Origin of the sequence: Bradyrhizobium sp. SBR1B, assembly GCF_014198205.1 — a bacterium.
Lineage (GTDB): Bacteria > Pseudomonadota > Alphaproteobacteria > Rhizobiales > Xanthobacteraceae > Bradyrhizobium.
The window spans coordinates 25,465-50,754 of the sequence record NZ_JACIHC010000013.1; the positions used below are offsets into that span (position 1 = coordinate 25,465).

At 64.8% G+C, this 25,290-nt stretch carries 23 protein-coding genes; 15 read left to right on the forward strand and 8 right to left on the reverse strand.

Going from position 1 to position 25,290, the window contains the following annotated elements; genetic code table 11:
• Positions 1–117: 117 nt before the first annotated feature.
• The 4 genes from GGD61_RS27160 to ppx all read left to right on the forward strand — a co-directional run bounded on the left by GGD61_RS27160 (position 118) and on the right by ppx (position 5,300).
• Complete coding sequence (locus tag GGD61_RS27160; protein ID WP_025035876.1) at positions 118–660, forward strand: CDP-alcohol phosphatidyltransferase family protein; 543 nt, start codon at positions 118–120, stop codon at positions 658–660.
• A gap of 92 nt (positions 661–752) precedes the next feature.
• The gene (locus GGD61_RS27165) at positions 753–1,430 is read left to right on the forward strand and encodes a DnaA ATPase domain-containing protein (RefSeq protein ID WP_091955349.1); all 678 of its coding nucleotides are present in this window, start codon (positions 753–755) and stop codon (positions 1,428–1,430) included.
• A gap of 159 nt (positions 1,431–1,589) precedes the next feature.
• Positions 1,590–3,782 (forward strand): RNA degradosome polyphosphate kinase, encoded by a 2,193-nt coding sequence (locus GGD61_RS27170; protein WP_018317534.1) that lies wholly within the window; start codon positions 1,590–1,592, stop codon positions 3,780–3,782.
• A gap of 15 nt (positions 3,783–3,797) precedes the next feature.
• Complete coding sequence (ppx, locus tag GGD61_RS27175; RefSeq protein WP_092253093.1) at positions 3,798–5,300, forward strand: exopolyphosphatase; 1,503 nt, start codon at positions 3,798–3,800, stop codon at positions 5,298–5,300.
• 106 nt (positions 5,301–5,406) lie between these two features.
• Here ppx and GGD61_RS27180 read toward each other — a convergent pair whose 3' ends face one another.
• Positions 5,407–5,880: a hypothetical protein gene (locus GGD61_RS27180; RefSeq protein WP_143109022.1), complete on the reverse strand. Its 474-nt coding sequence runs from the start codon at positions 5,878–5,880 to the stop codon at positions 5,407–5,409.
• A 221-nt stretch (positions 5,881–6,101) separates the two neighbouring features.
• Here GGD61_RS27180 and GGD61_RS27185 point away from each other — a divergent pair, with 221 nt between their 5' ends.
• From GGD61_RS27185 to GGD61_RS27195, 3 genes are read left to right on the forward strand one after another with little or no spacing between them, the layout of a single operon-like run.
• Positions 6,102–7,235, forward strand: a complete 1,134-nt coding sequence (locus GGD61_RS27185) for an efflux RND transporter periplasmic adaptor subunit (protein ID WP_409362474.1) — start codon at positions 6,102–6,104, stop codon at positions 7,233–7,235.
• Entirely contained in the window at positions 7,236–10,310 is a 3,075-nt protein-coding gene (locus tag GGD61_RS27190; RefSeq protein ID WP_092252944.1) for an efflux RND transporter permease subunit, read from the forward strand.
• A complete protein-coding gene (locus GGD61_RS27195) occupies positions 10,307–10,618 on the forward strand; it encodes a DUF3240 family protein (protein WP_092252942.1) in 312 nt (103 codons plus the stop codon). Before GGD61_RS27190 ends, GGD61_RS27195 begins: the two co-directional genes overlap by 4 nt.
• Positions 10,619–10,624: 6 nt before the next feature.
• On the opposite strand, the gene GGD61_RS27200 is transcribed toward GGD61_RS27195, so the two are convergent.
• A complete protein-coding gene (locus GGD61_RS27200) occupies positions 10,625–11,485 on the reverse strand; it encodes a TerC family protein (RefSeq protein ID WP_092252940.1) in 861 nt (286 codons plus the stop codon).
• A gap of 41 nt (positions 11,486–11,526) precedes the next feature.
• Positions 11,527–11,949: a nucleoside-diphosphate kinase gene (gene ndk / locus GGD61_RS27205; protein WP_018317541.1), complete on the reverse strand. Its 423-nt coding sequence runs from the start codon at positions 11,947–11,949 to the stop codon at positions 11,527–11,529.
• A 313-nt stretch (positions 11,950–12,262) separates the two neighbouring features.
• Here ndk and GGD61_RS27210 point away from each other — a divergent pair, with 313 nt between their 5' ends.
• From GGD61_RS27210 to GGD61_RS27220, 3 genes are all read left to right on the forward strand, one after another.
• The gene (locus GGD61_RS27210) at positions 12,263–12,520 is read left to right on the forward strand and encodes a hypothetical protein (RefSeq protein ID WP_018317542.1); all 258 of its coding nucleotides are present in this window, start codon (positions 12,263–12,265) and stop codon (positions 12,518–12,520) included.
• Between the two features lie 220 nt (positions 12,521–12,740).
• Positions 12,741–12,914: a hypothetical protein gene (locus tag GGD61_RS27215; RefSeq protein ID WP_018317543.1), complete on the forward strand. Its 174-nt coding sequence runs from the start codon at positions 12,741–12,743 to the stop codon at positions 12,912–12,914.
• Between the two features lie 52 nt (positions 12,915–12,966).
• Complete coding sequence (locus tag GGD61_RS27220) at positions 12,967–14,829, forward strand: ABC-F family ATP-binding cassette domain-containing protein (protein WP_018317544.1); 1,863 nt, start codon at positions 12,967–12,969, stop codon at positions 14,827–14,829.
• Positions 14,830–14,924: 95 nt separating this feature from the next.
• Here GGD61_RS27220 and GGD61_RS27225 read toward each other — a convergent pair whose 3' ends face one another.
• Together GGD61_RS27225 and GGD61_RS27230 are read right to left on the reverse strand one after the other, a co-directional pair.
• A complete protein-coding gene (locus GGD61_RS27225) occupies positions 14,925–15,893 on the reverse strand; it encodes a tripartite tricarboxylate transporter substrate-binding protein (RefSeq protein ID WP_018317545.1) in 969 nt (322 codons plus the stop codon).
• Between the two features lie 160 nt (positions 15,894–16,053).
• Positions 16,054–16,524, reverse strand: coding sequence for a MarR family winged helix-turn-helix transcriptional regulator (locus GGD61_RS27230; RefSeq protein ID WP_092252936.1), 471 nt, complete (start codon positions 16,522–16,524; stop codon positions 16,054–16,056).
• Between the two features lie 99 nt (positions 16,525–16,623).
• Here GGD61_RS27230 and GGD61_RS27235 point away from each other — a divergent pair, with 99 nt between their 5' ends.
• Positions 16,624–16,992 (forward strand): antibiotic biosynthesis monooxygenase, encoded by a 369-nt coding sequence (locus tag GGD61_RS27235; RefSeq protein WP_092252934.1) that lies wholly within the window; start codon positions 16,624–16,626, stop codon positions 16,990–16,992.
• 25 nt (positions 16,993–17,017) lie between these two features.
• A complete protein-coding gene (locus tag GGD61_RS27240; RefSeq protein ID WP_092252932.1) occupies positions 17,018–17,482 on the forward strand; it encodes a hypothetical protein in 465 nt (154 codons plus the stop codon).
• Between the two features lie 56 nt (positions 17,483–17,538).
• Here GGD61_RS27240 and GGD61_RS27245 read toward each other — a convergent pair whose 3' ends face one another.
• The 3 genes from GGD61_RS27245 to GGD61_RS27255 form a co-directional block, all read right to left on the reverse strand.
• Positions 17,539–18,024 (reverse strand): hypothetical protein, encoded by a 486-nt coding sequence (locus tag GGD61_RS27245; RefSeq protein WP_177236944.1) that lies wholly within the window; start codon positions 18,022–18,024, stop codon positions 17,539–17,541.
• A 166-nt stretch (positions 18,025–18,190) separates the two neighbouring features.
• Entirely contained in the window at positions 18,191–18,643 is a 453-nt protein-coding gene (locus GGD61_RS27250) for a DNA polymerase III subunit chi (protein ID WP_018317550.1), read from the reverse strand.
• Positions 18,644–18,649: 6 nt separating this feature from the next.
• Positions 18,650–20,149 carry a leucyl aminopeptidase gene (locus GGD61_RS27255; RefSeq protein WP_092252928.1) on the reverse strand — a complete coding sequence of 500 codons (1,500 nt, stop codon included), beginning with the start codon at positions 20,147–20,149 and terminating at the stop codon, positions 18,650–18,652.
• A 339-nt stretch (positions 20,150–20,488) separates the two neighbouring features.
• Here GGD61_RS27255 and lptF point away from each other — a divergent pair, with 339 nt between their 5' ends.
• From lptF to GGD61_RS27270, 3 genes are read left to right on the forward strand one after another with little or no spacing between them, the layout of a single operon-like run.
• Complete coding sequence (lptF, locus tag GGD61_RS27260; RefSeq protein WP_092252926.1) at positions 20,489–21,658, forward strand: LPS export ABC transporter permease LptF; 1,170 nt, start codon at positions 20,489–20,491, stop codon at positions 21,656–21,658.
• Positions 21,655–22,752 carry an LPS export ABC transporter permease LptG gene (gene lptG, locus GGD61_RS27265; protein WP_018317553.1) on the forward strand — a complete coding sequence of 366 codons (1,098 nt, stop codon included), beginning with the start codon at positions 21,655–21,657 and terminating at the stop codon, positions 22,750–22,752. Before lptF ends, lptG begins: the two co-directional genes overlap by 4 nt.
• On the forward strand, positions 22,752–25,241 hold the full coding sequence (locus GGD61_RS27270; RefSeq protein WP_026201870.1) for an LPS-assembly protein LptD: 2,490 nt from the start codon (positions 22,752–22,754) through the stop codon (positions 25,239–25,241). The genes lptG and GGD61_RS27270 overlap by 1 nt, the downstream gene beginning before the upstream one ends.
• The last annotated feature ends 49 nt before the right edge of the window (positions 25,242–25,290 follow it).

Below are 25,290 nucleotides of genomic sequence, written 5' to 3' on the forward strand. Positions count from 1 at the left end.
CCGGGGACGCGCAATGGCTCGCATGGCGCACCGCCGTATACTATGTAGAGATATCAACCGGTTCAGCCTCCCGAGAGGCCGGATTCGAGGTCAGACCGGGTGCCGGGAAGCGCTTTCGTGAGTATTCCGAACATCATTACCCTGGGCCGCATCATGCTGGTCCCGATCATCGTCTGGGCCATCGTGTCGAGCCAAATGGAGGTCGCGTTCGCCGTCTTCCTGATCGCCGGTATCAGCGACGCCGTGGACGGCTTCCTGGCCAAGCGCTTCAACATGACGAGCGAGCTCGGCGCCCTGCTCGACCCGCTCGCGGACAAGGCGCTGCTCGTCTCGATCTACATGGCGCTCGGCATCTGGGGCGCAATTCCGCGCTGGATCGTGATCCTGGTGGTCTCGCGCGACATCATGATCGTCGCCGCCGTGATCGTGTCCTGGCTGTTCGACCGGCCCGTCGAGATGAAGCCGTCGAAAGTGTCCAAGCTCAACACGGTGGCACAAGTGGCGTTCGCGGCGCTCGTGCTGGCGGCGCTTGCCTTCGGCTTCAAGCCGGCCCCTTATGATATCATCCTGATGGGCCTCGTCACGGTCTTCACGCTCTCCTCCGTGTCGCTCTATCTGGTCGAGTGGCTGCGGCACATGAGTACGATCGAGGCCAAATGAGAGGGGATGCGGCCCCGTAAAAGGCCAACTCCCGCTCGATACGTCCGACCTCTTCAAATGACGCCGGCGCGCCGGCATGGAGCAAAGCAAGCGTGCCAGGCCGCGTTCACCCCCGACAATTGGCGTTTTCGCTTCCGCATGCGGAGAGCCTCAGCCGGGACAATTTCCTTGAGGGACCGGCCAATGCAGCCGGTCTCGGCCTGATCGACAGCTGGCCGGAATGGCCGAACCGGATCATGTGGCTGGCCGGCCCGGAAGGAAGCGGCAAGAGCCATCTCGCCGCGATCTGGGCCGAGGAGGCCGGCGCCCGCTCCACCACGGCCAATGCGCTGACCGCTGCGGGCGTTCCGGGCACGCTCGCCACCGGTGCGCTGGTGGTCGAGGATCTCAAGGCCAGGGAATTTGACGAACGCGCCCTCTTCCACCTGATGAACCTCGCCCGCGAGGATGGCGCCTACGTTCTGTTCACCGGACGCGAGGTGCCGGCCTCGCTGGAGATCGAGCTTCGCGACCTGCGCTCGCGTCTGCGCGCCGTTCCGGTGGTCGCGTTGTTGCCGCCCGACGACCAGCTCTTCCGCGGCCTGATCGTCAAATTCTGCGCCGATCGCCAGCTCACCGTGGACGAGAGCGTGGTCGGCTACCTCGCCACCCGCCTGGAGCGGTCCTCGGCCGCCGCCCGCCAAGCCGTGGAATTGCTCGACAGCGAAGCCCTGCGACTTGGCCGCCCGGTCACCCGGGCGCTGGCCGCCGAGCTGCTGCGGGACGCTTGATCGGCCACGCGGCCGCGCCCAAGGCCTACGCGCGAGCCCGCTTGACGCGGGGAAGCCGCGGAACATCAATGTCATCGAAACGTCATCGCTCTAACACATGCTCCGGCCGGTTTTGCGCATAAGTCGCAAATTGGGGCGAACTGGATGGACCGACTTCTGATGGACTCTGCGCAAGCTGTTGAAACTAAAGAAAAAGCCCCAGAGACCGAGAGCCTGCCGGCGATCGCATCGAGTCCCGAGCGATTCATCAACCGCGAGCTTTCCTGGCTGCATTTCAACCGCCGCGTCCTGGAGGAATCGGTCAATCCCAGCCATCCCATGCTGGAGCGGGTGCGATTCCTGTCGATTTCCGCAAATAACCTCGACGAGTTCTTCATGGTTCGCGTCGCCGGAATCAAGGCGCAGGTGCGCGAGGGCATTGCCGAACGCAGCCCCGACGGCCTGACGCCATCCGAGCAGCTCGCCCTGATCAACCGCACCGTCTCCGAACTCGCCTCCGACCAGCAGGCCATCTGGCGCGATTTGCGCGGCACTCTGGCCGATGTCGGCATCGTCCTGGTCGACGGCAAGGACGTCACCAAGGCGGAACGGACCTGGATCGAGGACTATTTCCTCAGCAACGTGTTCCCGCTGCTGACGCCGCTGGCGATCGACCCGGCCCACCCCTTCCCGTTCATCCCGAGCCTCGGCTTCACCATTGCGCTCCAGCTCACGCGCGCCGCCGACGGCAAGCAGATGAACGCGCTGATCCGCATGCCCGGCAAGATCGACCGCTTCATCCGCCTGCCGGCCGACGGCAAGGTGGTCCGGCTGATCTCGCTGGAGCAGGCCACCGCCCTGTTCATCAACCGCCTGTTCCCCGGCTACAATCTGCACGGCCAGGGCGCCTTCCGCATCATCCGCGACTCCGAGCTCGAAATCGAGGAGGAGGCCGAAGACCTCGTCCGCCTGTTCGAGACCGCGCTGAAGCGCCGCCGCCGCGGGTCGGTGATCCGACTCGAGATCGATGCCAAGATGCCGGAGGAGCTGCGCAGCTTCGTGCAGCACGCGCTGTCGGCCGCCGACGACGAGGTGTTCCTGGTCGACGGCGTGCAGGCGATGAACGAGCTCTCGCAGCTCACGCGCCTCGATCGGCCCGACCTCGAATTCACCCCTTACGTGCCGCGTCATCCCGAGCGCGTGCGCGAGCATGGCGGCGACATCTTCGCCGCGATCCGGCAGAAGGACCTCGTCGTCCATCACCCCTACGAATCCTTCGACGTGGTGGTGCAGTTCCTGCAGCAGGCGACGCGCGACCCCGATGTCGTCGCGATCAAGCAGACGCTCTACCGCACCTCCAACAACTCGCCGATCGTGCGCGCGCTGGCGGAAGCCGCCGAGGCCGGCAAATCCGTCACCGCGCTGATCGAGCTGAAGGCGCGCTTCGACGAGGAAGCCAACATCCGCTGGGCACGCGATCTCGAACGCGCCGGCGTGCAGGTCGTCTACGGCTTCCTCGAACTGAAGACGCACGCAAAACTCTCGATGGTGGTGCGTCGCGAGGGCGGCAGCCTCACGACTTACGTCCATACCGGCACCGGCAATTATCATCCGGTCACCGCGCGCATCTACACCGACCTCTCCTACTTCACCTCCGATCCGACCATCGGCCGCGATGCCGCGCGCGTGTTCAATTTCATCACCGGCTACGCCGCGCCGAGCGATCTGGAAAAAATGGCGGTGTCACCGCTGACCTTGCGCAAGCGCATCATCGAGCACATCCAGGGCGAGACCGCGCACGCGCGCCACGGCCGCCACGGCGCGGTCTGGATGAAGATGAATGCGCTGGTCGACCCCGACATCATCGACGCGCTCTACGAGGCCTCCCAGGCCGGCGTGCAGGTCGAGCTCGTGGTGCGCGGTATCTGTTGCCTGCGCCCCGGCATTCCCGGCCTGTCCGAGAACATCCGCGTCAAATCGATCATCGGACGCTTCCTGGAACACGGCCGAATCTACTGCTTCGGCATGGGCCAGGGTCTGCCGAGTGCCAAAGCGGCTGTGTATATCTCCTCCGCCGACATGATGCCGCGCAACCTCGACCGCCGCGTCGAGGTGCTGTGTCCGCTGCAGAATCCCACGGTGCATCAGCAGGTTCTCGAACAGATCATGGTCGCGAATCTCAAGGACAATGAGCAGAGCTGGCAATTGTTGCCGGACGGGTCCTCAACGCGTATGAAGACCGCGAAGGGCGAAGAGCCTTTCAACGTCCACAACTACTTCATGACAAATCCGAGTCTGTCTGGCCGTGGAAAGTCGCTCAAGGAATCCTCGCCGCGTCGTCTTACGCGCCGGAACGAACGCCATCAATCCTGATCGGGGATGTTCGGCGTGAAGCGGCCGCGCAAGCGCGGCTCGAGCGTCGCGGTCATCGATATCGGTTCCAACTCGGTCCGTCTCGTCGTCTACGAGGGGCTGACGCGGAGCCTCATTCCGATCTTCAACGAGAAGACGCTGTGCGGCCTCGGACGCGAGGTGCAGAGCACCGGCCTGCTCGCGCCCGACGCTGTCGACAAGGCGTTGACCTCGTTGAGGCGCTTTCGCGCGCTGTGCCGCGTGATGCAGGTCGGGCGCGTGTTCGCGATCGCGACCGCGGCCTGCCGCGACGCCTCCAACGGCCCCGACTTCATCGCGAAGGCCGAGCGCATTTGCGCGGTGAAGATCGAGATCCTGTCGGGTCCGCGCGAGGCGCGGCTGTCGGCGCTCGGCGTAATCTCCGGCATCCATCATCCCGACGGCATCGTCGGCGATCTCGGCGGCGGCTCGCTCGAACTGATCGACGTGCGCAGGAACAGCGTGCGTAGCGGCGTGACGCTGCCGCTCGGCGGGCTCGCGCTCCAGGACCTCGCGCACAAATCGCTCAAGCGCGCCGACCGCATCGTGCGCGAGGCGATCGACGAGGTGCCACAGCTCACCGCGGGCCGCGGCCGCACTTTCTATGCGGTCGGCGGCACCTGGCGTGCGCTGGCGCGCATCCACATCATCCAGAGCGGCTATCCGCTCCAGGTGATGCACGGCTATTCGCTGTCCGCGGCTGAAGCGCTCGACTTTTCGCGTCGTCTGCGTCGCCTTGCGGCCGCGGACATGCTCGCCGACATCGAGATCGTCGCCGATGCGCGGCGCCCGCTCCTCACCTATGCGGCGTTGGTGCTCGAGCACATCATCCGGGTGGCAAAGCCGAAGACGATCGTGTTCTCGACCTTCGGCGTGCGCGAGGGCCTGCTGCACGAGAAGCTGTCGGAGCCGGAACGCAACAAGGACGGCCTGATCTGCGCCGCGGAAGAGCTGAACCAGCTGCTGTCACGCTCGGCCAAGCACGCCCACGAGCTGATCGCCTGGACCGACCGCCTCGCGCGCGTGGTGAAGCTGCGCGAGAGCGAGGAGGACCGCCGCTTGCGCCACACCGCGTGCCTGCTGTCCGATATCGGCTGGCGCGTGCATCCCGATCACCGCGGCGAGCAGACTCTGAGCCTCGTCGTCAACGGCAATTTCGGCGCGATCACCCACACCGAGCGCGCCTTCGTCGGCCTGTCGGTGTTCTATCGCTATGCGGGCCTGAGCGAGGAAAACCAGCCGCCGGTCACCATGCAGGAGCTGCTGACGCCGGCGCAGCTCGAACGCGCGCGCCTCTTGGGCGCTGCGTTCCGCGTCGCGCATCTGATCTCGGCAGCGCGCCCTGGCGTGCTGCCGGCCACGCATTTCCGCAGCCAGGGCCGCAAGCTGATGCTGGTGTTCGAGCATCGCCTCGGCGACCTCGTCGCCGACCGCGTCGGCAGCCGCTTCCGCGCACTCGCCCGCCTGGTCAGCCGCGCCGGCTCGATCGTGCGGCGCTAGCGCATGATCCGGAAAAGTGCGTAGCGGTTTTCCGAAAAGATCATGCTCTAACAATAAACCAAAGCGCAACGAGACAGGTGCAAGCGACAGGCATCTGCACCGACATTTACTTCGCGACGAATCGGCTGCCATTCCAGCGCAGCTTCCGGCTGGTTCCATTGCGGTCGAGGAGCTCGACGAAGGCCTGGTTGTTGACGGATGATAGTCGGATGTCATAGGTGCGCACCGTGAGCACGCGGCGGTATCGGCCGGCCGTCGCGACATACACTTCGTGAAGACATCCCGCGGAATTGCAAAGAACGGCTCTGCTGCGGCATTGAAAATCGTCGAAGTGAAGGGCCACGAACTCGGCGCCTGGCACGGTCAGATAGAGCGCAAAATGTTGGGCGGCCGCTATCGAGCCCCCGCACGTAGCGTTCCATTTCTGCACGTCTGCGCGGATTTCGTCCGGGAGCATGTCAATGTGCGCGGGGCTCCAAGGATCCTGCGCCGTTCCACTGTGGGAAAGCGCGGGCTGCACGAGAGCAAGCGCCGCAATGACACTGCCCAGCAGTGTGCACAAGATTCTGCTCAATTTCACGACTTTGCTCCTGCGTAGTTCAGAACAGCCTTGGCTGTTGCGCCCCCCGATAAGCAAACCACCCGGAGCCCACCTCGGCCCACAGCCGGATCGATGCCATCTCCGGCGCGCCTCGTGCAAAAATATCCTGCGCAGGCCAAGCGCGCTTGATGCACATCAACCCACCACCGTCGCGCCGGCGTTAGCGAGATACAAATGCGGCGCTCCGGACGACTTCCGCCATGCAACTGCCCCATGGGATTTTCCGTCTGAGCCCCGCTCGGAGCGCGACTGCCCGTGCTCTCCTAGCGCTTGTATTGAGTCTTTGGCCCTCCGCGCCGAATGCGCAGGACGAGGTGAAGCTCAGCGATGCGCAGGCGCGCAATCTCGGCGTCCGCGTCACCCATCCGGTCGCGAGCCGGACCGATCTGACGCTGCCCTATCCCGTCCAGATCGTCATCCCGACGCAGCAATTGTGGGTCGTCAGCGCGCCGGTGGCCGGCATGGTCGCCAATCTCCTGGTGGGGCGCGGTGACCGCGTCACAGCCGGTCAGCCGCTGGTCACGCTGGAGAGTCCGAGCTTCGTCTCCCAGCAACGCGACTATCTCCACGCGATCGCGCAGGAGCACCTCGCCAGCCAGCAGCTCAATCGCAACGTGGATCTGTTCGAAGGCAAGGCCGTGCCGCAACGCGTGCTCGAAGCCAGCCAGGCCGAAGCGCGCCAGGCCGCCCTCGTCGTCGCCGAACGGCGTCAGATGCTGCATCTGAGCGGGATGTCCGACGATGCAATCTCCCGGCTGGCCCAGCAAGCGGCGATCAGCGGGACGCTCACGGTCAATGCCCCGCAAGCCGCGTCCGTGGTCGAGCTCGCGGTGTCACCAGGGCAGCGGCTCGAACAATCCGCACCGCTCGTCAAGTTGGCGCGGCTCTCGCCGCTATGGGCGGAAATCGCGGTCCCTGCCGCCAATATTCGAGCGATCCGTACCGGCGCGAAAGTCGAGATCGAGGGCTATTCCACCCCGGGCAAGGTCGTGCTGGTCTCAGAGACCATCGATCCTGCCACCCAGACTATTCTGGTTCGCGCGGAAGTCCCCAACGACGGCGAGCTGCATCCCGGCCAGACCACCGCGGCCCGCATCGGATTTCTCTCGACCGGCGAAAGCGCCTGGGAGATCCCTTACAGCGGGCTGGTCCGGCGGGGCGAGCAAACGTCGGTCTTCGTCGGCTTTGACGGCGGCTTCCGGCTGGTGCCGGTCAAGCTGCTTGCGGAAGATCAGGACCATGTGGTCGTAGCGGGCGCCGTCTCGGACCGGGATGAGATCGCGATCGGCGGCATCTCGGCGCTTCGCGGCATCCTCTCCGGACTGGGGCAGTAAATGCTCCGGCGCCTGGTTGCGTTCGCACTGTCGCAGCGACTGTTCGTCATGCTCGGCGTGCTGCTGGTGATCGGCGCCGGCGCTGTCCTCCTGCCCGGCTTGCCGATCGATGCCTTTCCTGACGTTTCGCCGGTTCAGGTCAAGGTCATCATGAAGGCGGCGGGCCTCACTCCCGAAGAGGTCGAGCAGCGCATCACCGTTCCCGTCGAGCTCGAACTGCTCGGATTGCCGAACAAGAAGGTGCTTCGTTCGACCACGAAATACGCGCTGGCAGACATCACCGTCGATTTCGAGGACGGCACCGACATCTACTGGGCGCGCAACCAGGTCTCGGAGCGGCTGTCGAACATCTCGCGCGATTTCCCCGACGGGGTGAGCGGCGGTCTGGCGCCGATCACGAGCCCTCTCGGCGAGATGTTCATGTTCACGATCGACAGTCCCGAGCTGTCGCTCGCGGAACGCCGCACCCTGCTCGATTGGGTGATCCGCCCGGCCTTGCGGACCGTCCCCGGCGTTGCGGACGTCAATGCGCTCGGCGGCTATGTCCGCGCCTTCGAGATCGTGCCGCGCAACGATGCGCTGGCCGCGCGCGGCATCACCTACGATGTGTTTCGCCGGGCCATCGAAGCCAACAGCCGCAACGACGGCGCCGGGCGGGTGAACCAAGGCGAGGACAGCGCCCTGGTCCGGATCGAAGGCAGCGTCCGCTCGATCGAGGACATCAAGGCGATCGTCGTCGACACCCGCGAGGGCGTACCGATCCTGGTCAACGACGTCGCGAGCGTCAAAGTCGGGACGCTGACCCGCTATGGCGCCGTCACGGCGGACGGCCGCGGCGAAACCGTCGAGGGACTGGTCCTCGGCTTGCGCGGCGCCAACGCGGGTCAGCTGATCCGTGACGTGCGTGCCCGGCTCGCGGAACTGCAACCCTCGCTGCCGAAGAGCGTGTCGATCAACGTGTTCTATGACCGCAGCCGCTTGGTCAACCGCGCCGTCGGCACCGTGGTGCGGGCCCTCGGCGAGGCCACCGCCCTCGTCATCGTCCTTCTGCTGCTCTTCCTCGGCAACTGGCGGGCCTCGCTGGTGATCGCTCTCAGCCTGCCGCTTGCCATCGTCATCGCCTTGATCGTCATGCGCGTGGTGGGAATGTCGGCCAACCTGATGAGCCTCGGCGGACTTGCGATCGCGATCGGCATGCTGATCGACGCGCTGGTGGTCGTGGTCGAGAACATCGTCGGGAACCTCGGCAAGCACGAGCCGGGCAAGGCCACTCCGCTGATCCACCTGATCTACCGGTCGGTCTGCGAAGTCCTGGAACCGGTCGCCTCGGGCGTGCTCATCATCATCATCGTGTTCGTCCCCCTGCTGACGCTGCAGGGGTTGGAGGGGAAGCTGTTCATCCCCGTCGCGCTGGCCATCATTTTCGCGCTGGGCGGGTCGCTGCTTCTGGCGCTCACAGTGATCCCGGTCGCGACCTCCTTCGTGCTCAAATCTGCATCGCATCGCGATCCCCTGCTGGTACGCGCGGCCCAACGGGTCTACGCGCCGGCATTGACCTGGGCGCTCAACAACGAGCACAAGGTGATGACTGTGGCACTGATCGGCCTCGTCGCGGCGGGCTTCGCCTATACCAAGCTCGGCAAGACCTTCATGCCGACCATGGACGAAGGCGACGTCATCGTCAGCGTGGAGACGCTTCCGTCCGTCAACCTCGACGAGTCGCTAGCGATGAATGCAAGGCTGCAGACCGCGCTTCTGGCCGTGCCTGATATTGCCGGCATCGTCGCGCGAACCGGGTCGGACGAGCTCGGCCTCGACCCCATGGGCCCCAACCAGACCGACACGTTCCTCGTGCTCAAGCCGGCCGCCGAGCGTGCGACCGACAATCGCGAGGCTTTGCTGCAGAAGCTTCGCGAGGTCCTCACCGGCTTCCCCGGCATTTCGCTCAGCTTCACCCAGCCCATCGACATGCGTGTGCAGGAGATGATCAGCGGCGTGCGCGGTGACGTCGCCGTCAAGATCTTCGGCCCCGACATCGCCAAGCTGAACGAAACCGCGGCAAAGCTGTCGGCGATCCTGTCCAGCATCGACGGTGCCGAGGATGTCTACACCACGCTGAACGAAGGCGCTCAATACTACACGGTTGCGGTCAACCGCATGGAGGCCGGCCGCCTCGGCCTGACCGTGGATTCCATCGTCAACTCGCTGCGGACGCAGATCGAGGGCCGGACCATCGGGACCGCGCTCGAGGACGGACGCCGCACGCCGATCCTCATCCGGGGCAGCGAGACGACGCGGGAAGCGCCGACGCTGCTGGCGAGCCTGCCGCTCACGCTCGTCTCCGGACGGCACGTCGCGCTGTCGCAGGTCGCCCGCATCCAGCGCGTGGACGGCCCGGTGAAGATCGACCGCGAGGACGGCGCCCGCATGAGCGTGGTGCGCGCCAACGTCCGCGGTCGCGACATGGTCGGCTTCGTCGAAGCGGCCCGCCAGAAGGTCGCGACCGAACTGCCGCTGCCCAGCGGTTACCGGCTGACCTGGGGCGGGCAGTTCGAGAACCAGCAACGCGCCGCCGCGCGCCTATCCGTCGTGGTCCCCGTCGCGATCGGCCTGATCTTCGTGCTGCTCTTCACAACATTCGGTGCCATCCGCCAGGCCCTGCTGGTGCTCGTCAACATTCCCTTCGCCCTGATCGGGGGCGTCTTCGCCCTGGTCGTGACGGGCGAGTACCTGTCGGTGCCGGCTTCGGTCGGATTCATCGCGCTGCTCGGCATCGCCGTGCTCAACGGCGTCGTGCTGGTCTCCTACTTCAATCAGCTCCGCGCCCACGGCCTTCCCGAGGATCGCATCGTCGTCGAAGGCGCCATGCGCAGGCTTCGCCCCGTGCTGATGACCGCGAGCATCACGGCGCTCGGCTTGATCCCGCTGCTGTTCGCCACCGGCCCGGGATCCGAGGTGCAGCGACCGCTCGCAATCGTCGTAATCGGAGGACTGCTGTCCTCCACCCTGCTCACCCTGATTCTCCTGCCGATCCTGTATCGCCGCTATGGCGGATCGTCGAAGGTGGCCAAATGATCGAGCAGCCGGTCTGTCTGACGCTGATTGTGCCGCATCTCCTGCGCGAGGAGGTGCTCGACTATCTCGCTGAGCAGACCGACCTGGTTTCGGGATTCACGGCATCGCACGGAGCCGGTCACGGCACTGAGATCCGTTTGCATACGGCCGCCGAACGCGTGAAGGGCCACGCCGATCAGGCCGTCGTGCAAGTGGTTCTGTCGAGCAGTGATGCCGGCCGCTTGCTCGACCGTCTGCGGGTTTCGTTCGCCGGAACCAAGCTGGTCTACTGGACGATACCCGTGACGGAACTCGGCACGATCGACTGAGCGGGCCTACTCCGCCGACGCCCGGGCGTGCCGCTCGGACGATTCCAGCGCCGCTGCGGTCAGCTTGCGGCGGCGCCAGATGGTGCCGACCACCAGCACGACGATGACGCCTAGCGCGGCGCAGAAATATTCGCCGCCGGCTCCGCCATGGCCGAATTGCGGCGGGATGCGCAAGGCGCCGAGCATGCTGTCCAGCGAGGCGCCGAACGGACCGTCGAACAGCGTGTGCAGCTTCGGCGCGACACCGGGATCGGTCGCCATCACCTCGCCCGCGATCCAGCCGAGCAGCGCAGCACCGGCCCAGACCAGCACCGGCAGCTTTTCGAGCAGCGCCATGATCAGCGCCGCACCGGCGACGATCAGCGGCACGCTGATGGCAAGGCCGAGGATCAGGAGCGGCACGCTGCCATTGGCGGCGGCTGCGACCGCAATGACGTTGTCGAGCGACATGACGATGTCGGCGACCACGACGATCTGGATGGCCTGCCACAGATGCGAGGCCGCGTCGACGTCGTCGTCCTCGTCATGCTCCGGCACGAGGAGCTTGGCCGCGATCACGATCAGGGCGAGACCGCCGATCAGCTTGAGATAGGGCAGCTCCATCAGCGTCGCGACGATGCCGGTGAAGATGATGCGCAGCAGCACTGCGGCGCCGGCACCGAAGATCATGCCCCACAGGCGGTGTCGCGGCGAGAGGCCGCGGCAGGCGAGCGCGATCACCAGCGCGTTGTCACCGGACAGAAGGATGTTGATCCAGATGATCTTGCCGACCGCAATCCAGAAGGTCGGTTCGGCCATCTCGTTGCGAAACTGGGTGAAGAATGCCCCGATCGTCGCGGGATCGAAGATCTGCCAGAGCCAGCTCACAATAGGTCCCCTCGCCCAGTCTCTAAATTACGGCCGGATGATCAGCCGACGATCTCGTTGCCCGAGAAGAACTGCGCGATCTCGATCGCGGCGGTCTCCGGCGCATCCGAGCCATGTGCGGAATTCTCGCCGATCGACTTGGCGTAGAGCTTGCGGATGGTGCCGTCGGCGGCCTTGGACGGATCGGTCGCGCCCATCGCGTCGCGGTACTTGGCGATGGCGTTCTCGGCTTCCAGCACCTGGACGACGACCGGGCCCGAGGTCATGAACTCGACGAGCTCGCCGAAGAACGGCCGCGCCTTGTGGACGGCATAGAAGGTCTCGGCCTGTTCCTTGGTCATGCGGATGCGCTTCTGCGCGACGATGCGCAGGCCCGCCTTTTCGATCACGGCGTTGACGGCGCCGGTCAGGTTACGCGCGGTCGCGTCGGGCTTGATGATCGAGAAAGTGCGTTCGATGGCCATAATCTTGTCCTTGGAAGAAAAGCGGTGGTTGTCGAGTTGCGGGGCTTATATCGGCGCCTTTGCCATCCGGCAAGCGACCGCCGGTATGACGTCACAGACGCTTCGCCGCAGGACCGGACCCCTGCAGTTTCAATCTGGATTACGACAATTTCACCCAGATGAACCCAATCTGAAGCCCCTGTCAGGATTCGGTTCAGCCTCGCCGGCGTAGGGTTGGCCCCATCGAAACCGAGCCCGATCACAGGGCGGACCGTTTCGGCGGCCTTTCCATCGACGCGGATGCCCCCGCGCCGGCAGTTTTGAGGAGATCACCATGTTGAGGAAACTTTCGCTTGCCGCTGTCGCTGCGGTTGCGCTGGGTGCCGCGCTGGCGCCGACCTCGGCTTCCGCCCACTGGCATGGTGGCGGCCCGGGCTGGCACGGCGGCGGCGGAGGCTGGCACCGCGGCCACGGCTGGGGCGGACCGCGCTTCTATGCCCCCGTCTCCTACGGTTATGGCGGCTGCTATGTGCGCCGGCTGGTCCCGACCCCCTGGGGACCCCGCTGGCGGATGATCAACCGCTGCTACTGAGCCCGACAGCACCTTAAACCTAAAGGCTACCGCCCCACACGGTTGCCTTCCAAGAGAAGCCCCGGCGATCCCCCCGCCGGGGCTTCGCATTTTGGGCGGATATTGCGGGATTCATACAATTTTGACGAGAATGCCGGCATTCCCCTAAAAACCGCGAAACCATTTTGGGGGCCAATGACTTGGTACCGTGTCCTTACTTTGAGCACACGGAACCTGCGCGATGGCTGGCCTTTTTGCCAATGACAGCGAACAGATCGATCGGCGGACCAGCCGCTCGATTTGCGATGCGGTGGGCGAACGGCTTCAGCAGAGCCTGCGTCCCGAACCTCAGCTCCCGACCCACCTCGAGCAGCTCATGAACGAGCTGAGGCAGCGCGACCGCGACTCGCATTGAGCGGCCAAGAAAAACGGGTTGCGTTCGACGCGCCTTGCGGTGACAAGGCCGCATGCTTGTCATCACCGATCTCTCCCTCCGCCTCGCCGGACGCCTTCTGATTGACCAGAGTTCCGTGCAGATCACGCCGGGATCGCGCGTCGGCCTGGTCGGACGCAACGGCACCGGCAAGTCGACGCTGTTCAAGGTGATCCGCGGGGAGCTCGCGGCCGAGCACGGCTCGGTGACCCTGCCGCCGCGCTGGAGCGTCGGCAGCCTCGCCCAGGAAGCCCCGAACGGACCCGACAGCCTGATCTCCGTCGTGCTCAAGGCCGACCTCGAACGTGACGCGCTGCTCGCGGAAGCCGAGAGCGCGACCGACCCGCACCGGATCGCCGAGATCCAGACCCGGCTGGTCGACATCGACGCGCATTCGGCGCCGAGTCGCGCCGCCGCGATCCTCTCCGGTCTCGGCTTCTCCGCCGCCGATCAGCTCCGCCCCTGCGCCGAGTTCTCCGGCGGCTGGCGCATGCGCGTCGCGCTCGCCGCGACGCTGTTCGCAGCCCCCGATTTGTTGCTGCTCGACGAGCCCACCAACTATCTCGACCTCGAGGGAACGTTGTGGCTGGAGGATCACCTCGCGCATTATCCGCGCACGGTGATCGTGATCAGCCACGACCGCGACCTCCTCGAAAGCTCGGTCGACCAGATCCTGCATCTGGAGCGCGGCAAGCTCACGCTCTACAAGGGCACCTATTCCTCGTTCGAGGAGCAGCGCGCCGCGCGCGAGCTGCTCGATGCCAAGCAGGTCAAGCGCCAGGAAGCCGAGCGCGCCCGGCTGCAAGCTTTCGTCGACCGCTTCAAGGCCAAGGCTTCGAAAGCCCGCCAGGCACAGTCTCGCGTGAAAATGCTGGAGCGGCTGAAGCCGATCACGGCGCTGGTCACCGAGGACGTGCGCGAGATTAGCTTTCCGGCGCCGGAGAAGATCCTGTCGCCGCCGATCATCGCGGTGGACAACGCTTCCGTCGGCTACGATCCCGCGGCGCCCGTGCTCGGCCGCGTCACGCTGCGCATCGACAATGACGATCGCATCGCACTGCTGGGTGCCAACGGCAACGGCAAGTCGACGCTCGTCAAGCTGCTCGCCGGAAGGCTCGCGCCGTTCTCCGGCAAGGTGACGCGCGCGGACAAGCTCTCGATCGCCTATTTCGCGCAGCATCAGCTCGACGAGCTGAACGAGGACGCCTCGGCCTATGACCACGTTCGCAAGCTGATGGGCGATGCGCCCGAAGCCAAAGTGCGGGCACGCGCCGGCGCGATCGGTTTTTCGGGCAAGGCGGCCGACACCAAGGCCGGCAAATTGTCCGGCGGCGAGAAGGCGCGGCTGCTGCTGGGCCTTGCGACCTTCTTCGGCCCCAACATGATCATCCTGGACGAGCCGACCAACCATCTCGACATCGACAGCCGCGCCGCGCTGGCCGAAGCCATCAACGAATTCCCCGGCGCAGTGATCATGGTTTCGCACGATCGCTATCTGATCGAGGCCTGCGCCGACCGGCTCTGGATCGTCGCCGACCGGACCGTCACCAATTACGACGGCGACCTCGACGAATATCGCCGCCTGGTGCTGTCAACGCGTAACGCCGAGCCCGCCCCGCGCGAGCGCAGTGTCGCGAGCGAGAAACCGCAGCGCGCGCGGCCCGACAATCGCGGCTCGCTGAAGAAGCGCATCACCGAAGCCGAAGCCGAGATCGCCCGCGTCAGCGACATCATCACCAAGATCGACACGGCCCTCGCCTTGCCCGACATTTTTACGCGCGATCCCAAGCAGGCCGCACAGCTGTCAAAGGCGCGCGCCAATGCCGCCGATGCGCTGGCGCGCGCGGAGGAGCAGTGGCTCGAGGCGAGCACGCAGTTCGACGAGGCTGCGGGCTGAATCCAAATCTGGGAAAACAACCCCATGCACAGTAGCGGTAATAAATCACCCTGGATCAAGTAGCTGGCCAAGCTACTCTTCATGGGATTGTCCGCTCAGTCCGCGAACTGCCCGGCCGCCTTGATGATCGGGGCCCAGCGGTCGACTTCGCTCGTCAGCATCGCGCCGAGCGCCTCGGGCGTCGCCTTGTCCTGCGGCACGGGCTCGGTGTTGATGTCGTTGAACCGGGCGATCAGCGCCGGATCCTTGAGCGCCGTCTGCAGCGCGGCCGTCAGCTTCTGCACGACCGCGGGCGGAGTGCCCTTGGGAGCATAGAGGCCATGCCAGACGCCGAGCTCGAACCCCTTGAGGCCCGCCTCATCGGCCGTCGGCAGATCAGGCAGGCTCTTCAGCCTCTCCTTGGTGGTGATCGCGTAGGCCTTGACCTGCTTGGCCGTGATCGGCCCGGTGGTGTTGGTCGCCTGGTCGCAGGTGAGATCGATCTGCTTGCCGAGCAGATCGTTCATGATCGGGCCGTTGCCCTTATAGGGCACCGTGGTGAGCTGCTTCTGTATCGCGGTCATGAACAGCATGCCGCAGAGATGCGATGCCGCACCTAACCCGGCATTGGCATAGGTCAGCTTGTCGCCCTGCTGCTGGGCGTAGGCGACCAGCTCCTTGAGCGTGTTGGCTGGAAAATCCGGACGCGCAATGATCGTCATCGGCGCGTTGGTCACGAGGCCGATCGGCGCAAACGCCGTCTTCGTGTCATAGCTGAGATTGCGGTACAGCGTCGCTGCGGTCGAGATGCCGACGTGATGGATCAGCAGCGTGTAGCCGTCGGGCTGGGCGCGCGCGGCGCGGGTCGTGCCGATGGTACCGCCGGCGCCGGTCGCGTTCTCGACAACGATTTGCTGTCCCAGCGACTTCCCCATGCCTGCGGCCGTCAGGCGCGCGATGGTGTCGGTCGGCCCGCCCGCCGCGAATGGAACCAGCATGGTGATGGGCCTCGTCGGATAATCCTGGGCAACGGCCGCGCCAAGCGGCAGAAGCAGAGCCGATACGAGGGCAATCGAGAACCGCATAGTCTCCTCCAGATTTTTATGGCTCCATATGAGCGCATTCCTGGCCGCAAGACCATCAGGAAAGCGACTCATCAGAAGCGTGCTGCAATTGTTCGGCCGCAGCGGCGTTCCGGGAACATGTCGCGAAGAGCTGCCGTCAATTCCGCCCGCTCGCCCTGCGCTAGGTCTGGCTCTCTGTCTCGTTCTCGAGCTTCGTCCGCAGGTCGGCAACGACGCGATGAACGGTTTGCAGGTCCTTGACCGTAAGCCCCTCCGAAAGGCCGTTGACCCACGGCGCCTGCAAAGCCATGGCGGCCTCGAAAGCGCGCCGCCCCTTGTCGGTCAGGACGACAAGCTGCGCCCGGCGGTGATGCGGGTTCGCCTCGAAAGCAACGAGGCCTTCCGCGTGCAGGTCATTGACGATCCGCTGCACGTTCTGGCGATTGGCCCCCAGATCGCGGGCAAGCCAAGCCACCGGCTGGGGGCGCTCCGCGTGCACGATGGCGCCGAGAATCTGCCAGCGAGCGCTCGTGAGCCCGAGCCGGGCGACCAAGCGGTCCCCTGCGGTCAAGAGCAGGCTATTCAGCCGGAACAGGTCAAGCACGAGGTTCGACAGCGCATCACCGGCCGGCGTTCGCAAGGATTTCGGCATCCGTCACCATAAACTGTTATTGACATCATAATGTCAAATCAGTACATTGCTCATAGTACCATATTGACATCATAATACCACAACGAACGGAGCCCACCCATGACGCACCTGCGTCCCCTGGATCCTGACTTTCCCATCGAACGTCAGCTTGGCATCGACACCAGCCCCGTGGTGCTCGTGAATGTGTTCACGCTCGACAAGACCGACGAGCAGAGCTTCCTCCAGGTTTGGCAGGACGATGCAGCCTTCATGAAGCGGCAGCCGGGCTTCATTGCCACCCAGCTTCACCGCGCGATCGGCGATAGCCCGACATATCTGAACTATGCCGTCTGGGAATCGACGGCCCACTTCCGGGCTGCATTCACGCATCCTGAGTTCAGATCGAAAATCGCGGCCTATCCCTCATCTGCCGTCGCCTCTCCGCACCTGTTCGAAAAGGTCGCCGTGCCCGGCATCTGTGTGGCATAGCGCGCTTCGAAACGGCAGGACCCCGATGACCAGGATCATCCACCCAGTCGCGGGCGCGGTCGCGCTGACGACGATTGCGACCTTCTGGCTCTCCACGGCTCTCACCGAGCTATTTGCGTCGCACGCGAGCATAGCCACGGTGAAAATGGCCATACCCTGGGGCTTCCTGTTGCTGGTTCCGGCGTTGGCGGTGACGGGAGGCTCAGGATTTTTCCTGGCAAAGGGACGACGTGGTGGCGTGATCGGCGCGAAGATCAAGCGCATGCCGTTCATCGCCGGCAACGGCATCCTGCTTCTCATTCCTGCCGCGTTGTTTCTTGCGTTCAAGGCGAAGGCCGCGGAGTTCGACACCACGTTCTATGCGGTACAGACTCTCGAATTGTTGGCCGGCGCGATGAACATCGCTCTTCTCGGCCTCAATATGCGCGACGGCTTCAAGATGAAGAGCCGGTTCCGCGTTCGCCAGCCCGATCGCTTGCCGGTGCTCTGACGGCGCGCGCAAACCCGGCTTTCGATCGGGTCCGCCACGCTCGCAGGCGGTCCCGCCTACGCGTGCTTCTTCTTCGGCTTCACCGCCCTCGGTGTTGGCTGCGGATCGGGATTGCCCTCGATTGACGACAGACGTCCAGCCGTGAAGGTGTAGATGCCGGCGCGCGGTCCCGTGGCCCAAGTGACGACGGCAACGCGGCGACCGGCGGCGTCATTGGAGAGATTGATGTTCGATGGCGCGCCGATGCCGCGCACCACGTCGCATTCGGTATGGCCCAGCGCGACCGTACCGCCCATCGGCGCCGGAGCCGTCGTCGATGCGTTGGCATCGGCCGGCCCGGGAGGCGGCGCCATGCCGGGACAGGCGCCGTCAGCGCTGACGAGATCCTCAGCTCCGACCGGCTTGTCGGGGGTCAGCGGCGGGGATTCGATCGAGATGTTCTTGATGAACAGCCGGCTCGGCGTGTTGAACCATTGTGCGTCCTTCGACAGCAGATCGGACGCGCCCGAGCAGCCGGCGAGCAGCGGAGCCGCGGCAGCCAAAGCAACAAGAAGCGACCTGGGAAGCTTTTGATGTCGCACGATAAACCAAATTCCCCGCGTGAAGGACCAGCCCTAAGCGATTGTCCCAACATCACTTTGCGGCACGAAGGTGACAAAAGCCAGCATCGCCCGAAAAGTGCAAATTATCATTAATTGCGAAGGACCCCTAATTCCGACGCTGCCACCGGCCCCGCTCGTCGGCCTGCCAATAGGTGACATCAAATCCCCGCTCCTTGCAATCCGTCCAGGCGCTGCGGGCAAGCGCGAGTGCATCCGGATCGTCGCCGTTGAACAGCAGCACCATGCGCGCATAACCCTGCGCGTCCTGCGGCAAGGCCGCATTGTCGACCAGGAATCGGACATGGGCGCCGTTGGGATTGCCCTCCTCGATCGCCAGCACGATCGGCTGATCGGCGGCATCGTTCACGCGCCATGTCGCATGCGGCAGGAAGGAATCGTCGCGGTAGGTCCATAAATGCGCGTCGAGCGCATCGGCGCGCTCTTCCGAGGTCGACTGCACCACGACGCGCCATCCGCGCTCGAGCGATTTCTCGAGAAGCGGCGGCAACACGTTCTCCACCGTCATGTTTTGCAGATGATAGAACAGGACTTCGGTCATCTCAGATCATTTGCGCTCGTAATGGTCGGCGACGAGACGGTCGAGCAGGCGGACGCCATAGCCGCTTGCCCAGCTCTGGTTGATGTCGGTCTTCGGCGCGCCCATGGCGGTGCCGGCGATGTCGAGATGGGCCCAGGGCGTGCCATCGACGAAACGCTGCAGGAACTGCGCGGCGGTGATCGAGCCGCCATGGCGACCGCCGGTGTTCTTCATGTCGGCGAACTGGGAATCGATCAGCTTGTCGTATTCGGGACCGAGCGGCATGCGCCAGACCTTGTCGCCGCTCTCGATGCCGGCCGCCAGCAGGCGTTCGGCGAGCTCATCATTGTTGGAGAACATGCCGGCATGCTCGGTGCCGAGCGCGACCACGATCGCGCCGGTCAGTGTCGCCAGATCCACCATGAATTTCGGCTTCACCTTCTTGGCGACGTACCAGAGCACGTCGGCCAGCACGAGGCGGCCTTCCGCGTCGGTGTTGATGATCTCGATGGTCTGGCCCGACATCGAGGTGACGATGTCGCCCGGCCGCTGCGCATTGCCGTCGGGCATGTTCTCGACGAGGCCGATGGCGCCGACCACATTGACCTTGGCCTTGCGCGCGGCAAGCGCGTGCATCAGGCCGACGACGCAGGCCGCGCCTCCCATGTCGCCCTTCATGTCCTCCATGCTGCCGGCTGGCTTGATCGAGATGCCGCCGGTGTCGAAGCAGACGCCCTTGCCGACGAAGCTCACGGGCGCCTCGCCCTTCTTGCCGCCGTCCCAGCGCATGATCACGGTGCGGCTCGGCCGCGCCGAGCCCTGGCCGACGCCGAGCAGCGCGCCCATGCCGAGCTTCTGCATCGCCCTGACGTCGAGCACCTCGACCTTGACGCCGAGCTTGCGGAGCTGACTGGCGCGGCGAGCGAATTCCTCGGGGAAGAGCACGTTCGGCGGCTCGTTGACGAGGTCGCGCGCGATGATCACGCCGTCGACGACGTGGCCGGCCGAGGCAAACGCCTTCTTCGCGGCAGCGGCATCGCCGACCGCCAGCGAGATGTCGGCGCGCGAGCCGCCCTCCTCGCCGTCCTTCTTCTTCGTCTTGTAGCGGTCGAACTTGTAGGCGCGCAGGCGCAGGCCCGAGGCGATCGCGACCGCCTGCTCGCTCGTCATCGCGCCACTGGGCAGTTCCGCCATGATCGTCATGGCGGCCGCCCCGGCGGCAAGCTTGCCCGCCGCCACACCACCGAATTTGAGGAAATCGTTCGCCTTCAGGCCGGCCGCCTTGCCGGCGCCGATCACGAGCAGACGGGTGGCCTTGACCCCTTCCGGCGCCAGGATGTCGAGCGCTGCCCCGCTCTTGCCCTTGAAGGCGGCGGCGGCGGCCGCACGCTTCACGAGTTCGATAGCGCCGCCCAGCGCCTTGGCCGTCGCCGGACCAACCTTCAGACTGTCGTCGCAGAACACGACCATGATGCCACGGGCGGCGGCAGACAACGGGACAAAGCCGACCTTGATGGCATCGGACATGGGTAACTCCTTCAAAAAACTTGGTCTTTTTGCTGCTCACGGTCCCTGGCCAGGGCCGGACATGAACGGCGATTCACTGAGCCATCTGCACTATGGGCCAGCGCCCCGGCAGATGCCAAGCACCCCCCGTGGCCTCAAGGTCACAACGAGCGAAATATTAACCATATATTGAGGGTGCCACGGGGCAGCCATTTTGTTGACGGATCAAAGGGATGGTAGTGAGAGAGTGAGCTGGCGGAAGAGGCGCTGGCCAACCTTGGGGATCCCCTGATCGGGGATTGGTTGGACAGCGGAGTTTCGGCCGACATTGGGGACTTGGTGGGATTCGTGCGGTAGCGCATGGGGTCGATCGATAGGTATATCTTCCGCACGACGCTGGCGTCGTTTGCGCTGATCCTGGTCAGCCTCACTGGCGTGATCTGGATTACGCAGGCGTTGCGCGGCATCGACCTGATGACGAGCCAGGGTCAGACCATCCTCACTTTCCTGGGCATCACCAGCCTCGTCGTGCCGGCCCTGGTCCTGATCATCTCGCCGATCGCGCTGATGATCGCGATCTCGCACACGCTGAACAAGCTCGCGACCGATTCCGAGATCATCGTGATGAATGCCGCCGGCCTGTCGCCGTTCCGGCTGTTCTATCCGTTCTTTTACGCCACCTGCGTGGTGGCGCTGCTGGTTGCGTTCATAGCGGCCTATCTCGCCCCCGACGGCATGCGGCGGATCAAGCAGTGGGATGCCGAGATCACCGCGGACGTGCTCACCAACATCCTGCAGCCCGGCCGCTTCGCCCAGCTCGACAAGAACCTCACGATCCGGATTCGCGAACGCCAGCCCGGCGGCATCCTTGCCGGCATCTTCATCGACGACCGCCGCGATCCGAACGAGCGCGTCTCGATCGTCGCCGAGCACGGCGAGGTCGTGAAGAACGAGACCGGCTCGTTCCTGGTGCTGGAGACCGGCAATCTCCAGCGCTTCGAGGCGGGCAAGCGCGATCCCGCGCTGGTGGCCTTCGGCCGCTACGGCTTCGACATGTCGAAGTTCTCCAACCAGGGCCGCGACGTCACCCTCGGCATCCGCGAGCGCTATCTCTGGGAGCTGCTTGCGCCGTCCGATAACGACCCCGTCTACAAGCAGATTCCCGGCCAGTTCCGCTCGGCCCTGCATGACAGCCTGCTCGCGCCGATCTATCCCTTCGCCTTCGCCGTGCTGACCTTCGCTTTCCTCGGTGCGCCCCGCACCACCCGCCAGAGCCGTAATTTCTCGATCGGCACTTCGGTCGTTGCGGTGTTTGGCCTGCGCATGGCCGGCTTTGCCTGCTCGGTGATGGCGGTGAAGTCGCCGAGCCCGGTGCTGGTGCAATATGCGATGGTCATGGGCGCCATCGGCGTCGGGCTGTGGATGATCATCCGCGGCGTTGTGGTCGAGCCGCCCCCTGGCCTCATGGAGGCCATCAACAGGTCGAACGCGCGCATCGCGCGGCTGTTCGGACGGCCGGCCACCGCATGAGCATGCTCACCAACACACTCGGACGCTATTTCGCCGGCCGCTTCGTGGTCGCGGCGCTCGGCGTGTTCTTGGGCATTTTCCTGCTGCTGGTGCTGGTCGACTACATCGAGATGGTGCGCAAGACCTCGGGGCTGGCGTCCGCCTCGGCACTCATGGTGGCCGAGACCTCGCTGTTCAGGGTGCCGCAACTGCTGGAGAAGCTGACGCCGTTCTGCATGCTGATCGGCGCCATGACCTGCTATCTCGCCCTCTCCCGCCGGCTCGAGCTCGTGGTTGCGCGCGCCGCCGGCATCTCCGCATGGCAGTTCATCTCACCGGCGCTCGGCAGCGCGCTCCTGATCGGGGTGATCGCAACCGTCGCCTACAATCCCATGTCGGCGAATCTGCGCGAGCTCTCCAAGCGCATGGAAGCCGAGCTGTTCGGCTCGGCGCCCGGCGGCGGCATCCAGGACGCCTCCGGCTTCTGGCTCAATCAGGTGACCAGCGACGGCCAGACCATCATCAACGCCGCGCGCAGCGAGCAGCAGGGCGTCCGACTCACCGGCCTGACGCTGTTCCGCTTTGACACAGACAGTCACTTCAAGGAGCGGATCGAGGCGCGCGAGGCGACACTGGAGTCCGGCCATTGGCTGTTCAAATCCGTTCGCCGCTTCTCGCTGGACTCCCCGCCGATCGACCAGGCCACCTTGGAGATTCCAACGACGCTCACCGAGGCGCAGGTCCGCAACAGCTTTTCCACCCCCGAGACTGTGTCCTTTTGGCAACTACCGAGCTACATCCGCTCATCCGAAAGCTCAGGCTTCGCGACAGCCGGATACCGACTCCAGTATCAAAAGCTTCTGGCACAGCCGTTTTTGCTTGCGGCCATGGTGATGCTCGCGGCCTCCGTGTCGTTGCGCTTCTTCCGGATGGGCGGCGTGCAGAAGATGGTTTTGAGTGGCGTGGGCGCAGGCTTTCTGCTCTACGTTCTGTCGAAAGTGACTGAAGACTTGAGCAAGGCTGAGTTGATGCATCCGATCGCTGCGGCGTGGTTGCCCGTAGTGGTGGGCGGCCTCACCGGCTTTTTGGCCTTGTTGTACCAGGAGGACGGTTAGTGACTGCCGTCCATCGAGGACCCGTGTCTCGTTTGACGCGCCGCATCGTGATGCGCGCGAACGGGTCCGGCTTGTCTCTTCGCAGGCTCATGATGGCTGTCGCTGCCGTGGCATCGCTCGGCGCGCTGATCGATGTTGCCGCCGTGGCCCCCGCCTCGGCCCAGAGCTTCACCTATAATCCGCTGCCGCCGCGTCCGAAGCCGCCGAAAGCAGCCAACGACAACCAGATGCTGGTTCAGGCGACCGAGGTCGACTACGACTACAACAATTCGCGCGTCTCCGCGGTCGGTAACGTCCAGCTGTTCTACAACGGCACCAGCGTCGAGGCCGACAAGGTCATCTACGACCAGAAGACCAAGCGGCTGCATGCCGAAGGCAACATCCGCATGACGGATGCTGACGGCAAGATCACCTATGCCGAGATCATGGATCTCTCCGACGATTACCGCGACGGTTTCGTCGATTCGCTGCGTGTGGACACCGCCGACCAGACCCGCATGGCCGCGAGCCGCGCCGACCGCTCCAGCGGCAATTACACGGTGTTCGAGAACGGCGTCTACACGGCCTGCGCGCCGTGTAAGGACGATCCGAAAAAGCCGCCGCTGTGGCAGGTCAAGGGTGCGCGCATCATCCACGACCAGCAGGAGAAGATGCTGTATTTCGAGACGGCGCAGATCGAATTCTTCGGTGTGCCGCTCGCCTACATGCCCTATTTCTCGACGCCCGACCCGACCGTGAAGCGCAAGAGCGGCTTCCTGATGCCGGGCTATGTTTCCGGCACGTCGAACACGGGTTATGGCGTCGAGGTTCCCTATTATTGGGCGATCGCGCCCGACATGGACGCGACCATCAACCCCCGCTTCTTGTCGCGGCAAGGCGTGCTGCTGCAGGGAGAATTCCGGCAGCGCCTGATCGACGGCGCCTACCAGATCCGCGCCTATGGCATCGACCAGCTCGATCCCGGCGCGTTTGCCGGGCAGCCGGGCGACAAGCAGTTCCGCGGCGCCGTCGACACCAAGGGTCAGTTCGCGCTGAACGACAAATGGGTCTGGGGTTGGGACGGCGTCCTGATGTCCGACTACTATTTCTTCTCGGACTACCGGCTCTACCAGTACCGCGATCCGCTCGGCTCGTTCCTGCTGCTGCCGACGGAGGCGCTGTCGCAGCTCTATCTGACCGGCGTCGGCAACCGCAGCTTCTTCGACGCGCGCACGATGTACTGGCTGAGCTATTCGGGTAACCAGAGCCAGGTGCCGATCGTCTATCCGGTGATCGACTACTCCAACGTGCTCAACTACCCGGTGTTCGGCGGCGAGTTCAGCTACAAGACCAATTTCGTGAACCTGTCGCGTGACCAGGCGGTGTTCGATCCGATCACCACGATCGCGAACACCAACAGCCTGTGCACGACGGCGTCGGCCGATCCGCTCGCCCGCACGCCGTCACAGTGCCTGCTGCGCGGCTTCCCCGGCACCTACACCCGCCTCACGGCCGAGGCGCAGTGGCGCAAATCCTTTACCGATCCGCTCGGCCAGATCTGGACGCCGTTCGCCAGCCTGCGCGCCGACGCGATCAACTCCTCGGTCTCCAACCAGCCGGGCGTGTCGAACTATCTTCCCATCGGCGACACCCAGGCGTTCCGCCTGATGCCGACCGTGGGCCTGGAATACCGCTACCCCTTCATCAACGTTCAGCCCTGGGGCTCGACCACCGTCGAGCCGATCGCGCAGATCATCATCCGGCCGAACGAGACCTATGCAGGCAAGCTCCCGAACGAGGACGCCCAGAGCATGGTGTTCGACGCCTCGAACCTGTTCAGCGTCGACAAGTTCTCCGGCTACGACCGCGTCGAGGGCGGCGGCCGCGCCAATGTCGGCGTGCAGTCCACCACGCAGTTCGACAAGGGCGGCGCCGTCAAGGCCCTGTTCGGCCAGTCCTACCAGCTGTTCGGCATGAACTCGTTCGCGGTCCAGGACCCCATCAATACCGGCCTCAATTCCGGCCTGGACAAGCCGCGTTCCGATTACGTCGCGAGCGCCAGCTACTCGCCCAACAGCACCTACACGTTCAGCGTCCGCTCCCGCATGGACGAGCAGACCTGGAACGTGCAGCGCTTCGAGGCGGAAGGCCGCGCCAACTTCAATCGCTGGGCGGTCAGCGTGCTGTACGGCAGTTACGCGGCGCAGCCGGAGCTTGGCTATCTGACCCGCCGCGAGGGCATCCTGACCTCGGGCTCCATAAAGGTTGCGACCAACTGGGTGGTGTCGGGCTCGGCGCGGTGGGACCTCGAGGCCAACAAGATCAACCAGTATGTGCTTGGTGCCGGCTATGTCGACGATTGCTTCGTGCTGGCGGCGAACTACGTAACTTCGTATAGCTATTCGGCGGGCACCGCGCCGCCCGTGCTGAGCCATGCGTTCATGTTCCAGATCGGCCTGCGCACGCTGGCGACCTCGTCGACGACCAGCAGTTCCGCCGGCCTCCAGTGAACGGTTTGAAGTGCCGGCCGCGCTTGCCCCCATCACAGGCTCGACGCGG

What these genes read in the sequence shown, in the direction of transcription:
- GGD61_RS27170 (WP_018317534.1), top strand. Translation starts at nt 1,590, where the DNA reads ATGGACTCTGCGCAAGCTGTTGAAACTAAAGAAAAAGCCCCAGAGACC.
- GGD61_RS27185 (WP_409362474.1), top strand. Translation starts at nt 6,102, where the DNA reads ATGCAACTGCCCCATGGGATTTTCCGTCTGAGCCCCGCTCGGAGCGCG.
- GGD61_RS27190 (WP_092252944.1), top strand. Translation starts at nt 7,236, where the DNA reads ATGCTCCGGCGCCTGGTTGCGTTCGCACTGTCGCAGCGACTGTTCGTC.
- GGD61_RS27195 (WP_092252942.1), top strand. Translation starts at nt 10,307, where the DNA reads ATGATCGAGCAGCCGGTCTGTCTGACGCTGATTGTGCCGCATCTCCTG.
- ndk (WP_018317541.1), bottom strand. Translation starts at nt 11,949, where the DNA reads ATGGCCATCGAACGCACTTTCTCGATCATCAAGCCCGACGCGACCGCG.
- GGD61_RS27210 (WP_018317542.1), top strand. Translation starts at nt 12,263, where the DNA reads ATGTTGAGGAAACTTTCGCTTGCCGCTGTCGCTGCGGTTGCGCTGGGT.
- GGD61_RS27215 (WP_018317543.1), top strand. Translation starts at nt 12,741, where the DNA reads ATGGCTGGCCTTTTTGCCAATGACAGCGAACAGATCGATCGGCGGACC.
- GGD61_RS27220 (WP_018317544.1), top strand. Translation starts at nt 12,967, where the DNA reads ATGCTTGTCATCACCGATCTCTCCCTCCGCCTCGCCGGACGCCTTCTG.
- GGD61_RS27225 (WP_018317545.1), bottom strand. Translation starts at nt 15,893, where the DNA reads ATGCGGTTCTCGATTGCCCTCGTATCGGCTCTGCTTCTGCCGCTTGGC.
- GGD61_RS27230 (WP_092252936.1), bottom strand. Translation starts at nt 16,524, where the DNA reads ATGCCGAAATCCTTGCGAACGCCGGCCGGTGATGCGCTGTCGAACCTC.
- GGD61_RS27235 (WP_092252934.1), top strand. Translation starts at nt 16,624, where the DNA reads ATGACGCACCTGCGTCCCCTGGATCCTGACTTTCCCATCGAACGTCAG.
- GGD61_RS27240 (WP_092252932.1), top strand. Translation starts at nt 17,018, where the DNA reads ATGACCAGGATCATCCACCCAGTCGCGGGCGCGGTCGCGCTGACGACG.
- GGD61_RS27250 (WP_018317550.1), bottom strand. Translation starts at nt 18,643, where the DNA reads ATGACCGAAGTCCTGTTCTATCATCTGCAAAACATGACGGTGGAGAAC.
- GGD61_RS27255 (WP_092252928.1), bottom strand. Translation starts at nt 20,149, where the DNA reads ATGTCCGATGCCATCAAGGTCGGCTTTGTCCCGTTGTCTGCCGCCGCC.
- lptF (WP_092252926.1), top strand. Translation starts at nt 20,489, where the DNA reads ATGGGGTCGATCGATAGGTATATCTTCCGCACGACGCTGGCGTCGTTT.
- lptG (WP_018317553.1), top strand. Translation starts at nt 21,655, where the DNA reads ATGAGCATGCTCACCAACACACTCGGACGCTATTTCGCCGGCCGCTTC.